The 12,421-nt window shown below is 70.9% G+C and carries 15 protein-coding genes; 7 read left to right on the top strand and 8 right to left on the bottom strand.

Features of this window, described 5'->3' with window-relative positions; all coding sequences use genetic code 11:
- Positions 1–92 precede the first annotated feature (92 nt).
- Together ABZ948_RS21715 and ABZ948_RS21720 are read right to left on the bottom strand one after the other, a co-directional pair.
- Complete coding sequence (locus tag ABZ948_RS21715) at positions 93–545, bottom strand: GNAT family N-acetyltransferase (RefSeq protein WP_359761898.1); 453 nt, start codon at positions 543–545, stop codon at positions 93–95.
- Positions 546–586: 41 nt separating this feature from the next.
- Positions 587–1,051, bottom strand: a complete 465-nt coding sequence (locus tag ABZ948_RS21720; protein WP_031115206.1) for a MarR family winged helix-turn-helix transcriptional regulator — start codon at positions 1,049–1,051, stop codon at positions 587–589.
- 141 nt (positions 1,052–1,192) lie between these two features.
- Here ABZ948_RS21720 and ABZ948_RS21725 point away from each other — a divergent pair, with 141 nt between their 5' ends.
- On the top strand, positions 1,193–2,401 hold the full coding sequence (locus tag ABZ948_RS21725; protein WP_359761901.1) for an MFS transporter: 1,209 nt from the start codon (positions 1,193–1,195) through the stop codon (positions 2,399–2,401).
- A 55-nt stretch (positions 2,402–2,456) separates the two neighbouring features.
- Positions 2,457–2,879 (top strand): GlcG/HbpS family heme-binding protein, encoded by a 423-nt coding sequence (locus ABZ948_RS21730; protein ID WP_359761903.1) that lies wholly within the window; start codon positions 2,457–2,459, stop codon positions 2,877–2,879.
- Between the two features lie 124 nt (positions 2,880–3,003).
- On the opposite strand, the gene ABZ948_RS21735 is transcribed toward ABZ948_RS21730, so the two are convergent.
- Entirely contained in the window at positions 3,004–3,873 is an 870-nt protein-coding gene (locus ABZ948_RS21735; RefSeq protein ID WP_359761905.1) for a GNAT family N-acetyltransferase, read from the bottom strand.
- 591 nt (positions 3,874–4,464) lie between these two features.
- Here ABZ948_RS21735 and ABZ948_RS21740 point away from each other — a divergent pair.
- Positions 4,465–6,069, top strand: coding sequence for a globin domain-containing protein (locus ABZ948_RS21740; protein WP_359761907.1), 1,605 nt, complete (start codon positions 4,465–4,467; stop codon positions 6,067–6,069).
- Between the two features lie 8 nt (positions 6,070–6,077).
- On the opposite strand, the gene ABZ948_RS21745 is transcribed toward ABZ948_RS21740, so the two are convergent.
- Together ABZ948_RS21745 and ABZ948_RS21750 are read right to left on the bottom strand one after the other, a co-directional pair.
- Complete coding sequence (locus tag ABZ948_RS21745; protein WP_359761909.1) at positions 6,078–6,560, bottom strand: NUDIX domain-containing protein; 483 nt, start codon at positions 6,558–6,560, stop codon at positions 6,078–6,080.
- Between the two features lie 145 nt (positions 6,561–6,705).
- Positions 6,706–7,611, bottom strand: coding sequence for a LysR family transcriptional regulator (locus ABZ948_RS21750; RefSeq protein WP_359761910.1), 906 nt, complete (start codon positions 7,609–7,611; stop codon positions 6,706–6,708).
- Between the two features lie 252 nt (positions 7,612–7,863).
- Here ABZ948_RS21750 and ABZ948_RS21755 point away from each other — a divergent pair, with 252 nt between their 5' ends.
- The gene (locus tag ABZ948_RS21755; protein WP_359761912.1) at positions 7,864–8,577 is read left to right on the top strand and encodes a class I SAM-dependent methyltransferase; all 714 of its coding nucleotides are present in this window, start codon (positions 7,864–7,866) and stop codon (positions 8,575–8,577) included.
- On the opposite strand, the gene ABZ948_RS21760 is transcribed toward ABZ948_RS21755, so the two are convergent.
- Genes ABZ948_RS21760 through ABZ948_RS21770 form a run of 3 tightly spaced genes read right to left on the bottom strand, consistent with a single transcriptional unit; the run spans position 8,495 to position 10,569 of the window.
- Positions 8,495–9,697: a cystathionine gamma-lyase gene (locus ABZ948_RS21760; protein WP_359761914.1), complete on the bottom strand. Its 1,203-nt coding sequence runs from the start codon at positions 9,695–9,697 to the stop codon at positions 8,495–8,497. The genes ABZ948_RS21755 and ABZ948_RS21760 overlap by 83 nt on opposite strands.
- The gene (locus tag ABZ948_RS21765; RefSeq protein ID WP_359761915.1) at positions 9,694–10,185 is read right to left on the bottom strand and encodes a low molecular weight protein-tyrosine-phosphatase; all 492 of its coding nucleotides are present in this window, start codon (positions 10,183–10,185) and stop codon (positions 9,694–9,696) included. The genes ABZ948_RS21760 and ABZ948_RS21765 overlap by 4 nt, the downstream gene beginning before the upstream one ends.
- Before the next feature lie 6 nt (positions 10,186–10,191).
- A complete protein-coding gene (locus ABZ948_RS21770) occupies positions 10,192–10,569 on the bottom strand; it encodes a phage holin family protein (RefSeq protein ID WP_359761917.1) in 378 nt (125 codons plus the stop codon).
- A 60-nt stretch (positions 10,570–10,629) separates the two neighbouring features.
- On the opposite strand from ABZ948_RS21770, the gene ABZ948_RS21775 reads away from it, so the two are divergent.
- The 3 genes from ABZ948_RS21775 (at position 10,630) to ABZ948_RS21785 (ending at position 12,393) form a co-directional block, all read left to right on the top strand.
- Positions 10,630–10,947, top strand: a complete 318-nt coding sequence (locus tag ABZ948_RS21775) for a cupin domain-containing protein (RefSeq protein ID WP_359761919.1) — start codon at positions 10,630–10,632, stop codon at positions 10,945–10,947.
- Between the two features lie 165 nt (positions 10,948–11,112).
- Positions 11,113–11,325, top strand: a complete 213-nt coding sequence (locus ABZ948_RS21780; RefSeq protein ID WP_190052806.1) for a DUF5326 family protein — start codon at positions 11,113–11,115, stop codon at positions 11,323–11,325.
- Positions 11,326–11,532: 207 nt separating this feature from the next.
- Positions 11,533–12,393 carry an IclR family transcriptional regulator gene (locus tag ABZ948_RS21785; protein WP_435857561.1) on the top strand — a complete coding sequence of 287 codons (861 nt, stop codon included), beginning with the start codon at positions 11,533–11,535 and terminating at the stop codon, positions 12,391–12,393.
- The last annotated feature ends 28 nt before the right edge of the window (positions 12,394–12,421 follow it).

Consider the following 12,421-nt stretch of genomic DNA (forward strand, 5'->3'; position numbering starts at 1 on the left):
GCGTGGATCCCGTGGGCGGGGGGGGGATCGGCTCGGCGGTGACATGACGGGGCGGCCTGTTTCACGTGAAACAGGCCGCCCCTTCAAGCTGGTCACAACGGGAGCTTGAAGCCCGTGTGGGAGGCCGTGAAGCCGAGCCGCTCGTAGAAGCGGTGCGCGTCGGCGCGCGTCTTGTCGGAGGTCAGCTGGACCAACTGGCAGCCCTGCTGCCGGGATGTGCCGATTGCCCACTCGATGAGCTGTGCCCCGAGTCCGCTGCCGCGCTCGTCGGCATGGATGCGGACTCCTTCGATGATCGACCGGGTCGCACCGCGTCGCGACAGCCCCGGGATGATCGTGAGCTGGAGCGTACCGACCACGCGGCCCTCGCGTACCGCCACGACCAGGTGCTGGTTCGGGTCGGCGCTGAGCCGCTCCAGCGCGGCCAGATAGGGGGCGAGGTCGCCCGGTGACTCGCGCTGCGCCCCCAAGGGGTCGTCGGCGAGCATCCCCACGATCGCCGGGACGTCGTCGGCGACGGCGGCGCGTATCTCAAGATCTCCCATGGGCGCACCCTACGCAGAGCCGGCCGATGCCGGGGGGCGAGTCAGGCGGGCACCGGGGCCTTCAGCGTTTCCACGACTCGGACCAGCGGGGCCAGCTCCGGGTTCTTCGCCGCCTCGTCGAGGGCCTCGCGCAGAGCGGCGTCATTGGTCGGCCGCGCCGCCTCCAGCAGCTCCAGACCGGCTTCGGTGACGTTCGTGTAGATGCCCCGGCGGTCGGTGGGGCACAGGTAGCGCTCCAGGAGCCCGCGGTCCTCGAGCCGGGTCACCAGACGCGTGGTGGCGCTCTGGCTGAGGACGACCGCGTCGGCGACCTGCTTCATCTGCAGATGCCCCCCGTCACCGTCGTGCTGCCGGCTGAGCACGTCCAGCAGGGAGTACTCGCGCGCGCTCAGGTCGTGCTTCGCCTGGAGGGCGCGCTCGATGTGCGTCTCGATCCTCCCGTGCAGCAGGGAGAGAGCGCACCAGCCCTGGGCGAGGGCGGTGAGCGCGGGGTCCGTCGCTGTCATTGGGGTTCCTCCGTCCCGGAGCGGCTGACACCCAGGATAGAGCAGCGCTGCAATTGTCGGCGGTTGCATATAGCCCGCGTCTGCAATTATTGTGAACGCACGCAAAGCGCTCCTGCAATCGTCTGGGAAGGTAACCCCTCCATGCCTCTCGCGCTTCTGGCCCTCGCGATCGGGGCCTTCGGGATCGGAACGACAGAGTTCGTGATCATGGGCTTGCTGCCCGAGGTCGCGGGCGACTACGGGGTCTCCATCCCCACCGCCGGATATCTGGTCACCGGCTACGCCCTCGGCGTCATGTTCGGCGCCCCGCTGATGACCGTGCTGGGCACCAAGGTCTCCCGGAAGCGGATGCTGATGCTGCTGATGGGCCTGTTCATCGCAGGCAACCTGCTCTCGGCGCTCGCCCCGGCCTTCGCCGTGATGCTGATCGGCCGGATCGTCGCCTCACTGGCCCACGGCGCCTTCTTCGGCATCGGCTCGGTCGTCGCCGCCGACCTGGTCGCCCCGGACAAGAAGGCCGGGGCCATCGCGATGATGTTCACCGGGCTGACCGTGGCCAATGTCGTCGGTGTCCCGCTGGGCACGCTCGTCGGGCAGTCCGTGGGCTGGCGGGTGACCTTCGGCATCGTCGCCGCTCTCGGCGTCGTCGGCCTCCTCGGCATCGCCCGGCTCGTCCCCGACATGCCCAAGCCGGAAGGCGTGCGCCTGCGGCACGAGCTGGCCGCCTTCAAGAACGTGCAGGTGCTGCTCGCGATGGCCATGACCGTCCTCGGCTTCGGCGGTGTGTTCGCCGCCATCACCTACATCGCGCCGATGATGACCCACGTCGCCGGCTTCGCCGACGGCTCCGTCACCTGGCTGCTGGTCCTCTTCGGCCTCGGCATGGTCGGCGGCAACCTCCTCGGCGGCAAGTTCGCCGACCGGGCCCTGATGCCCATGCTGTACGTCTCCCTCGGCGCCCTGGCCGTGGTGCTCGCGCTGTTCACGCTCACCGCGCACGACAAGCTTCTGTCGGCCGTCACGATCGCGCTCATCGGTGCCCTGGGCTTCGCCAGCGTGCCGCCGCTGCAGAAGCGGGTCCTCGACCAGGCGCACGGCGCTCCGACCCTGGCCTCCGCCGTGAACATCGGCGCCTTCAACCTCGGCAACGCCCTGTCCGCCTGGCTCGGCGGGCTCGTGATCGCGGCGGGACTCGGTTACACGGCCCCCAACTGGGTCGGTGCCGCCCTCGCCGCCGGCGCCCTGCTCCTGGCCGTTCTCTCGGCCGCCCTGGAGCGCCGCGCCGATGCGCCCAGCACCGTCGTCACCGGCTCCGCTCCCGCAGAGCAGCGGGCCGCTGTCCACCACTGAGCGGTCGGGCCACCCCGACCGACCTAACTCGCACGTCCTTCAGGAGAACCACCCCATGAGCACCACCACCGCTGTCGCCCCGCTGACCACCCAGGACGCCGACGCCCTCGTCGCCGCCGCGAGCCGTGCCGCCGAAGCCGCGGGCGTGACCGTCAGTGTCACCGTCCTGGACGCGGGCGGGCACCTGCTGGCCTTCTGGCGTGACGACCGCGCCGTGCTGATCTCCGGCGAGACCAGCACCCGCAAGGCCTACACGGCGCTCCAGCTGGACACCCCCACCGCTGATCTCGTCGACGCCGTGCAGCCCGGGGGCCTCTTCCACACGCTGCCCACCGCGCTCGACCGGCCACTGCTGTTCATCGCCGGCGGTGTGCCGGTACACCGAGAGGGCAGGCTGATCGGCGCGATCGGTGTCGGCGGTGGCGCGCCGGAGCAGGACCACGCCTTCGCCACGGCCGCCGTGGAGACCCTCGCCTGACCTGGCTCCTCCAGTGCGACTCTGACCCGGCTCCTCCAGTGAGACTTTGAACCTGCTCCTCCAGCGACACGACGACGCCGGCTCCCCATCCTGTGGGGAGCCGGCGTCGTCGTGTCGGAGCCCGTCAGCCCGCCGCGACCGTCACCGGCGCGAACCGTCGGCTCCAGTCCCCGGGCAGTTCGGTGATCCCGTACGCCATCACCGCGTTGAAGGCGATGGGCGCCAGACCACGCTCCTTCACCCATGCGAGCAGCTCTTCGTGCCGCACATCGATGTCGGTGCGCAGCGGTCGGTCGGTGTGGGCGGCGAGGGAGGCGATGAGCGCCTGGGCCACCGACGTGTCGCGTGCGATGAGCGGACCCACCACGTGGGTCTCCATGTTGGGCCAGGCGGCCGCGTACCCCACGATCCGCCCGCGCTCCTCCGCCACGCGCAGTTGGTCGGCGAAGGCGGGCAGCCGGGTGACGATGTGCGTGCGGTCGGTTCCGAACGCCTGCTCGTCGAGCCGGAGAATCTCGGAGAGATCCTCGGCGGTCGCGGCCCGGGTGGCGACCTTCGGCTCCGGCCCGCCGGGAGTGAAGCGGCCGGACACCATCTCGGCCCGGCCGATGACCTTGAAGCCGAGTTCCTCGTAGAGGGGGCGGCCGTACGGCGTCGCGTGCAGGGTGAGCGGTGTGGCTCCCATCCCGGAGACGACCTGGCGCATCAGCCGGCGCCCCACGCCCTGCCGAGCGTGCCGTTCGGCCACGAGGACCATGCCGATCGCCGCGAGGGCGGGGTGCTCCTGAGGCCCGTACTCGGTGACGACGCAGGCGGTCACCAGGCCGCCGCCATCAGGGTCGTCGATGCCGTAGCCCTTCCCGGCTGTGAGAAGGAAACCCCACTTGTGCTCCTCCCGGGGCCACCCCCGGTCCTCGGACAGGTCGGCGCAGGCGGCGAGATCGCGGAGCGTCAGACGGCGGATGGGCAGGGAGGCAAGGGAAGGAGTCGACACGCAGGTCAGGCTGTCCGACAGGGACCCCTGCCGTCCACCGCTTTCAGCGGAGACGTACGAGCTTTTGGCCAGTTGTCGCCGCATGCACAGCGCCTGGACAGGTGCTGGTCGTTTCACGTGAAACACGTAAGAACAGCCGATGTCCGATCGAGACGAGGAACCAGCGGTTCTTGTCCAGTAGTTGACGGAACTGACGATTCGCCGCGTGCCCGCATTCGTGACGAGGGAAGGGGGGACTTGTGTGCGCGGCGGTGGCCGGTAGGGTCGACTCCGGTTCGCGTCAGGGGTGAGGTGACCCGCCCGTGCGGGCCGAGTGCAGGGCAATGCAGCCTAACGGGACGGAGAGATCGAAGACCCGCGTTTCCGGTTATGCGACTGAGCCGTCGAGGCGAGTGGGAAGCTCGGTGGGTGGACTGCGGTCAATGTCACACTCTCCCCTACTTGTCCGTACGGAGCCGAAATACGGGTTAAATGTGGCGGCATTGGCCACGACACAGGACGGGAACGCAGTCCGTCCACGGGGGAAAGCAGGCACCTTCCGACTGGGGAAGTGCGCAGACCGACCGAAAGATGCTCGAGGCGAGGCACACCATGGACGCTCCGACCACCACGTCGGCCGACAACGGCACTTCTGGCGGCGGGGGCGGCTGGTTCACGCCCCGCAAGAAGCCGACGCCGGGCAGCGAGCCCGGTACGGCAGAGGGGCGTCGACCGGCGGCGATACGCCCGGTGGGCAGGCCGGCTCCTGATCCCGCGCCGTCGGCGGACGGCACAGCCGCGCCGTCCGACGCGACGACCGGCAGCACGAGCACCGGGCCGGACCAGGAAGGCGAGTCCCCGGACGCGATACCCACGCCGACCCCCGTGGCCACACCGCCTGCCCCTTCTCCTGCGGGCGCGAGAGCCGCCGCGGCGTCATCGCCGCGCCCCGCGCCCACGGCCTTCGCTCCGGCTTCGGAGCCCTTCGCCGGTGCCACCACCGCGCCTGACGCACATGCCGCGGCCGAGCCGCGTGTTCCGGCCCAGCGACCCGCCCCGGCAACGCCCCCGAGCCCTGCCGCCTCCGCCCCGGCCGAGGAAGCGTCGCCGGACGCCGTCCTCATCCGCCGTGCCATGGCCGAGGTCGCGCCCGTGGCCGACAAGGTCACGTCGTACTTCTACGCCCTGCTCTTCGTGCGCCACCCCGACCTGCGGCCGCTGTTCCCGGCCGCGATGGACACCCAGCGGGACCGCCTGCTCAGAGCACTGCTCACGGCTGCCGAGCACATCGACAACACCGACGTCCTCGTCGACTACCTGCAGAACCTGGGCCGAGGGCACCGGAAGTACGGAACACGGGCCGAGCACTACCCGGCCGTCGGCGAATGCCTCATCGGCGCGCTGGCCAAGTACGCCGCCGGTGTCTGGAACGAGGAGATGGAAGCGGCGTGGGTCCGCACCTACACCACGATCTCCCAGATCATGATCGACGCGGCGGCCGCGGACGAGCTGCGGGCCCCGGCCTGGTGGTACGCCGAGGTCGTCACGCACGACCTCCGCACCCCGGACGTCGCGGTCGTCACCGTCCGGCCCGACCAGCCGTACCCCTTCCTCGCCGGGCAGTACACCAGCCTGGAGACGCCCTGGTGGCCCCGTATATGGCGGCACTACTCCTTCGCCTCGGCGCCCCGCTCGGACGGGCTGCTGTCGTTCCATGTGAAGGCCGTGCCGGCCGGCTGGGTCTCCAATGCCCTGGTGCACCGCGCCCGCCCCGGTGACATCATCCGGCTCGGTCCGCCCGCCGGGTCCATGACCGTGGACCACACCACCGACAGCGGCCTGCTCTGCCTGGGCGGCGGCACCGGCATAGCGCCCATCAAGGCACTGGTCGAGGACGTCGCCGAGCACGGCGAACGCCGGCCGGTCGAGGTCTTCTACGGCGCCCGCACGGACCACGACCTGTACGACATCGACACCATGCTCCGCCTCCAGCAGAGCCACCCCTGGCTCTCCGTCCGCGCGATCATCGACCAGCAGGCACACCAGCAGCTCCCGGACGCCATACGCGCCTACGGGCCGTGGAACGAGTACGACGCCTACCTCTCGGGCCCGCCCGGGATGATCCGCAGCGGCGTCGACGCCCTGCGGGACATCGGCATCCCGTCGGACCGCATACGGCACGACTCGGTGGAGGAACTGGTCGCGGCCGGGCCCTGACCCGCTGCTCAGCCGAGGTCGGGGGCGTGCATGGCCCGTACGCCTTCGATGTTGCCGTCCAGGTAGTGCCGCAGCGACAGCGGGACGAGGTGGACGGAGGCGATACCGACCCGGGTGAAGGGCACCCGCACGATCTCGTACTCGCCGATGGGCTCGTCCACTTCGGGGCCGTGCCGGAGGGACGGGTCCATGGACTCGAGGCGGCAGACGAAGAAGTGCTGCACCTTCACGCCGGTCGCGCCGCCGTCCTCCCCGATGTGCTCCACGGTGTCCACGAAGCAGGGCACCACGTCGGTGATCTTCGCGCCGAGCTCCTCGTACACCTCGCGGTGCAGGGCGTCGACGACAGTCGAGTCGCCGGGCTCGACCCCGCCGCCGGGAGTGAGCCAGTAGGGGTCCACGCCCGGCTTGGTGCGCTTGATCAGGATCAGGTCGTCACCGTCCAGCAGAACGGCGCGGGCGGTGCGCTTGACCACGGGTCGGACGGTCATGGGTGAAATGTGGCCCGGCTGGTTCCACGTGAAACATCGCGAAATGTCACCGGCCGAACTCCCAGAGTGAGACACCGCCCCGGGCGCCCCCACACCCCCGTCGCAAGCTCTGTCCGCGCAGCCTGTCGCCCGCCGCAGAGCGGCCTCAGCACCAGTCGGCCGCGGCCCGCTGCAGCCACTCATGGGCCCGCGCGATGTGCGGCATGGCCATGGTTCCGGTGCGGACCACCAGGAAGTACGTCCGCAGCGGTGGCACCGCCGGCTCGTGCAGGGCGACGACGTCCCCCCGCTCCAACGCCGTCGCGCACAGGTAGCGCGGCAGCACCGCCAGCCCCGCGCCCGCGATCGCACAGGCCAGGACCGCGCGCAGGTCGGGGACGATGACCGCGCCCGGGGCGGCCGGGCGGGAGTCGAAGACGGAGGCCCAGTAGCGGGAGACGAAGGGCAGCGACTCGTGCACCTCCACCACGGGCACCTGCTCCAGAGCCGGTTCCGGCTTGCTGTCCGGCTCCCCGGCGCCGAGTTGTTCGGCCCAGCGCGGGGCGGCGATCAAGACGTGCTCCTCGTCGCACAGCGCAGTCGCCGTGAGCAGGGCGCCGCGTGGCCGGGCCGTGCTGATGGCCAGATCGTGATGCCCGGCGGAAAGCCCTTCCAGCGTTTCCTCGGCGTTCCCGAAAGAGGTGCGCAGGGCGAATCCCTGACCGTCCTCGCCGGTCAGCTGCGTGAGCGCGGGCAGGGCTCGTTCGGCGGTGAACTCCAAGGGCCCGGCGAGGTGCAGCGTCCGTAAGGAGGAGTCGTCGTCGAGGCCGGTCTCGGTGATCTCCACCAGGGCGTCGAGATGCGGTGCGGCCTTGTGGGCGAGTTCGTCGCCGATGCTCGTCGGAGTCACGCCGCGGGCCTGCCGCAGGAACAACGGGCGGCCCAGTTGCCGTTCGAGCGTGCGGATCTGCGAGGTGACGGCCGGCTGGGACAGGCCGAGCAGGGCGGCGGCGCGGGTGAAGGAGCCGGCCCGGTGCACGGTCACGAAGGTCCGCAGCAAGGCCAGATCCACCGCACACACTCCCCTCATCGGCCCCCGCCCCCGGCCCCCGGCCGCGCCCAACTATAAATAAGTCGATAGGTCTCTGTCGCTACTGTGATTGGACACTGACAGAGAGTCAACTAGCCTTGGTCGCGCGGTTCTTGCGCGCGGAACCGGGGGACGGTCCGAGCCACGAGGGGGGAGGTTCGGACCGTCCGTCTTTCGTATGCCGATCCAGCCGCCCGCGCAAGCGCTGTCAGTGCCGCGTCGTACGGTTCAGGCATGGAGCCAACGTCGGGTGCGGGAGTACAGGCCTACTACGCCGAGTCGGCGGAGCGGCTGGCGACGGTGTACGAGAGCCTGTCGTTCGAGTCGGTGCACGGGGCGCTGCTGGACCTGCTGCCGGAGCCGCCCGCGCGGGTGCTGGACGTCGGCGCGGGGACCGGCCGGGACGCGGCGGCGCTCGCCGGGCGGGGATTCACGGTCGACGCGGTGGAACCGGTGACGGAGCTCCGGCGCGTGGCCCAGCGGCTGCACCGGGGCAGCGGGGTGACGTGGCGGGCGGACGCGCTCCCCGCGTTGCACGGCGTCCAGGGACCCTACGACATGGTCCTGCTGTCCGCGGTGTGGATGCATCTCCGGCCGGAGGAACGCCCCGTCGCGATGCGGCGCCTGGCCGGGCTGCTGGCGCCGGGCGGCACCTTGCTGATCACTCTGCGCCGCGGTGAGCCGCCCGCGGACCGGCGCATGTTCGACATCCCGCCGGAGGAGGTCGCCGGCCACGGATCCGAAGCCGGGCTGACGCCGCTGCGGCTCGTGGACGAGGGAGACGACCGGCTCGGCCGGGAAGCGGTGCGGTGGAACTCCGTGGCGCTCCGGAAGGAGCGCGCCTCGCGCCCGCCGGGCGAGGCCGTCAGTCCGCCGACGCGTCCAGCGCCCGCAGCAGATCCGCTACCAGGTCCTCCGGATCCTCGGCGCCGACCGACAGGCGGATGAAGCCCTCCGGCACCGCGTCTCCGCCCCAGCGGCCCCGCCGTTCGGCCGTGGACCGCACTCCGCCGAAGCTCGTCGCGTCGTCCACGAGCCGCAGCGCCTCGAGGAAGCGGTCGGCCCGCGCGCGCGTGGGCAGCGTGAACGACACCACGGACCCATAGCGCCTCATCTGCTGTGAGGCGATCTTGTGCGCGGGATCGTCGGGGAGCCCCGGGTAGCGCAGCCCGCTCACCTCGGGCCGCTCGCGCAGTGCCTCGGCGACGGCCAGGGCGGTCGCGCTCTGCCGGTCGACCCGCATCTGGAGCGTCGCGATCGAACGGTGTGCGAGCCAGGCCTCCATGGGTCCGGGGATCGCACCGACGATCTTGCGCCAGCGGCGTACGGCGGCCATGGCCTCGGCGCTCCGGCCGACGACGTAGCCCAGCAGGACGTCGCCGTGGCCGGTCAGCTGCTTGGTCCCGCTCGCCACCGCGAAGTCGGCGCCGAGCTCCAGGGGGCGCTGGCCGAGCGGTGTCGCGAGGGTGTTGTCGACGGCCACCATGGCACCACGCGCGTGTGCCGCCTCGGTGAGCCGCCGGATGTCGCACACGTCGAGCCCGGGGTTCGACGGCGTCTCGATCCACAGCAGCTTCGCGCCGGCGAGGACGTCGAGCTGGGCGTCGCCGCCGGTCGGCGCGGTCCGCACCTCGATGCCGTACGCCTCCAACTGGGCACGGACGAGGGGCAGCACCTGGTAGCCGTCGTCCGGCAGGACGCAGACGTCCCCGGCGCGCAGCTGGGAGAAGAGCACCGCCGAGATCGCGGCCATGCCCGAGGCGAAGACGAGCGTCTCGGCGTCCTGGCCGGGCGCCTCCAGTTCGCCGACGGCGCGCTCCAGCAGCGTCCACGTCGGGTTCTCGTCGCGACCGTAGGTGTAGGGGCCGGTCGGGTCGCCCGGCAGGTGGTAATGGGCGGCGAACACGGGCCCGGGCAGGGTGGGCTCGTACTTGACCGCCTCGGGCAGCCCGGCCCGCACCGCACGCGTACCGTCACCGGCGCCGGCGGCAACGCGGCCCACGCCGCCTGTCACCTGACCGGCATCGCCCGTCGATCCGCCCGTGTCACTCGTCGCGGATTCACTCATGCCGCCCGTCCCTCCACGTCCTCGCGCACCGCCGCGAGCAGACCGGTGCTCGCGGCCTCCACCATCTCAAGGCACTCGTCGAAGCCGTCCACACCCCCGTAGTAGGGGTCCGGCACGTCGAGGTCGTCCCCGGCGGCGGGGTCGTAGGAGCGCAGCAGGCGCACCTTCTGCGCGTCCTGTTCCGTCGGCGCGAGGCGCCGCAGCGCCCTGAGGTGGCCGGAGTCGAGGGCGACGACCAGGTCGAGGCGGGCGAACCAGGACGGCTGGAACTGCCGGGCCGTGTGGCCGCAGGCGTAGCCGTTCTCCTCCAGGACGGCCACCGTGCGCGGGTCGGCGCCGTCGCCCTCGTGCCAGCCGCCCGTGCCGGCGCTGTCGACCTCCACCAGACCGTCGAGACCGGCCTCCGCCACGCGCGCGCGGAAGACGACCTCGGCCATCGGGGAGCGGCAGATGTTGCCCGTGCAGACGAAGCAGACGCGGTACGTCATGCGCCCTCAGTCCCCGTCCGGCAGGACGACGTGCAGCGCCCAGGAGACGACCGAGATGATCAGACCGCCCACGACGGCCGTCCAGAAGCCCTCCACGTGGAAGCTCAGGTCGAGCTTGTCGGCCAGCCACGACGTGAGCAGCAGCATCAGCGCGTTGACGACCAGGGTGAACAGTCCGAGCGTCAGGATCAGCAGCGGCAGGCTGAGGAGCTTGACGACCGGCTTGACCAGGAAGTTCACCAGGCCGAAGAGCAGCGCGACCACTATCAGGGTGCCGACCTTCTTGCCCGTGCTGTCACCGGTCAGGGTGATCTTGTCGAGCAGCCATACGGCGACCGCCAGGGCACCCGCGTTGGCGATCGTCTTGACTACGAAATTCTTCATGTGTCTGATCGTGGCAGACCTGATCGGGCATGGGCACAAGAGGCAGGGGCGGACGAGGCGATGAAGGCATTCCGGCTGGATGAACTGGAGGCGGAGCGCGCCGCCAACGAGGGCGCCTACCTGCAGTTTCTCCGGGAGCAGAACATGTCGGTCGGCCTGTACGCCCTGGACGCGGGCGAGCAGGATCCACAGAAGCCGCACAATCAGGACGAGGTCTACTTCGTTGTGAGCGGCCGTGCCGCGATCACCGTCGGGCTGGAGACCACCCAGGTGGCGCGCGGCAGCGTGGTGTACGTACCGGCGGGTGTCGCCCACAAGTTCCACCACATCACCGAGGACCTCAGGGTGCTGGTGGTCTTCTCTCCCCCCGAGAGGTGAGGAGCCGCCTCCGGGTTCCCTAGGGGATCGGTCAGGGGAGGACAAGGGGTGCGAGGCCCCCGCGTGGCCCCCTGCCGGACCTAGCATCGAGTGCAGGACATCAGAGATCCCGAAGGACCGACAGGACCCGGCACTCGAACGGGTGGAGAGGTAAGGACGAGGGCGATGCGAGAGATCTTCGCGGGACTGCCGTGGTGGGTGAAGTGGGTCGCGGTGCCGGTCATCGCCCTCGTCGTGTTCGGCGGGCTGATAGCCAGCGTGGTGGGCTTCGTCATCGGACTGCTCTTCAAGGTGCTGGTCTTCGTGGCGCTGGTCGGCGGACTGATCTACGTCGTACGGAAGTTCACCGCCGGCTCCTCGTCGCGCAGCGACTGGTGAGACCGGTGGGAAACCGGTGGGGGTAGCGGGAAACACCTGGAATCACCGGTTCCCTCGCCCGAGGGAAGTTTCCCCGCGGGGCCGTCTGCGCGCGGTGGCAGACGAATAGAGTCCGGAACTCGACGCGGGGACATCCCCCGCGAGCGGCGTACACCCCCACCCGTGTCCATCGGCACGGGCTGCCCCCTCGCGTTTCGGGAGTGACCCTTGGCTCCGGCTGACACCGCCCCTGTCCACCTCCACACCGTCCCCGCGCAACCCCGCTCGGCGGCACCCCCCGAGCCCCCGCCTCCCGCCGCGCCCTCGGCCCCGTCTCCGCCTCCGGCGACCCTCATCGGATCCGTCCAGCGCGCGATGCGCCTGCTGGAGACCGTCGCCGAGCACGAATACGGCGCCCCCGCCAAGCAACTGGCCCGGGAGACCGGGCTGGCGCTGCCCACGACCTACCACCTGCTGCGCACTCTCGTGCACGAGGGCTATCTGCGCCGCGACAAAGGGCTGTTCTTCCTCGGTGACGCGGCCGAGCGGCTGAGCAGCAGCGGGGCACGGCAGAAACGTCGCAGCACGGTCGTCGACGCACTCGCGCACTGGCGGGACCTGCTCGGCGTCCCGGTGTACTACGCGGCCTACCGCGAGGGCGAGATCGAGGTCATGTGCGTCTCCGACACCCCGGGCAACCCGGCGGTGGAGGAGTGGGCCGACTTCCGGGAGACCGGGCACGCGCATGCCATCGGGCAGTGCCTGCTGTCCCAGCTGGACGAGGACGCCCGGCGCGACCACCTCGACCGCTACCCGGTGCAGCCCCTCACTCCGTACACGGTGCGGGACAACCACAGCCTGCTCCGGCGATTGGAGCGGGTGCGGCGGATGGAGCCGGTGACCGAGCGTCAGGAGTACGCCTTGGGCGCGGTCTGCGCGGCGATCCCGCTCACCCTCGGCAGCACTGCCGCGACGATGGCCATCTCGCTGCCCGCTCACCAGGAGGACCGGCTGCTGCCCGCGGCCCGTCAGTTGCAGAGCGAGATCGGGCGCCGGCTCGGGTCGCTCGCGCTCTCTATCAGTATGTGAAAACTCACTCCTTGTGATCTGCTGTGTA

It is taken from the genome of Streptomyces olindensis (assembly GCF_040645895.1).
Taxonomy (GTDB): Bacteria; Actinomycetota; Actinomycetes; order Streptomycetales; family Streptomycetaceae; genus Streptomyces; species Streptomyces olindensis.

Coding starts and splice junctions, on each gene's coding strand:
- ABZ948_RS21715 (WP_359761898.1), bottom strand. CDS start 545: ATGGGAGATCTTGAGATACGCGCCGCCGTCGCCGACGACGTCCCGGCG.
- ABZ948_RS21770 (WP_359761917.1), bottom strand. CDS start 10,569: ATGAAGAATTTCGTAGTCAAGACGATCGCCAACGCGGGTGCCCTGGCG.
- ABZ948_RS21780 (WP_190052806.1), top strand. CDS start 11,113: ATGCGAGAGATCTTCGCGGGACTGCCGTGGTGGGTGAAGTGGGTCGCG.
- ABZ948_RS21745 (WP_359761909.1), bottom strand. CDS start 6,560: ATGACCGTCCGACCCGTGGTCAAGCGCACCGCCCGCGCCGTTCTGCTG.
- ABZ948_RS21730 (WP_359761903.1), top strand. CDS start 2,457: ATGAGCACCACCACCGCTGTCGCCCCGCTGACCACCCAGGACGCCGAC.
- ABZ948_RS21725 (WP_359761901.1), top strand. CDS start 1,193: ATGCCTCTCGCGCTTCTGGCCCTCGCGATCGGGGCCTTCGGGATCGGA.
- ABZ948_RS21775 (WP_359761919.1), top strand. CDS start 10,630: ATGAAGGCATTCCGGCTGGATGAACTGGAGGCGGAGCGCGCCGCCAAC.
- ABZ948_RS21755 (WP_359761912.1), top strand. CDS start 7,864: ATGGAGCCAACGTCGGGTGCGGGAGTACAGGCCTACTACGCCGAGTCG.
- ABZ948_RS21740 (WP_359761907.1), top strand. CDS start 4,465: ATGGACGCTCCGACCACCACGTCGGCCGACAACGGCACTTCTGGCGGC.
- ABZ948_RS21765 (WP_359761915.1), bottom strand. CDS start 10,185: ATGACGTACCGCGTCTGCTTCGTCTGCACGGGCAACATCTGCCGCTCC.
- ABZ948_RS21720 (WP_031115206.1), bottom strand. CDS start 1,051: ATGACAGCGACGGACCCCGCGCTCACCGCCCTCGCCCAGGGCTGGTGC.
- ABZ948_RS21760 (WP_359761914.1), bottom strand. CDS start 9,697: ATGAGTGAATCCGCGACGAGTGACACGGGCGGATCGACGGGCGATGCC.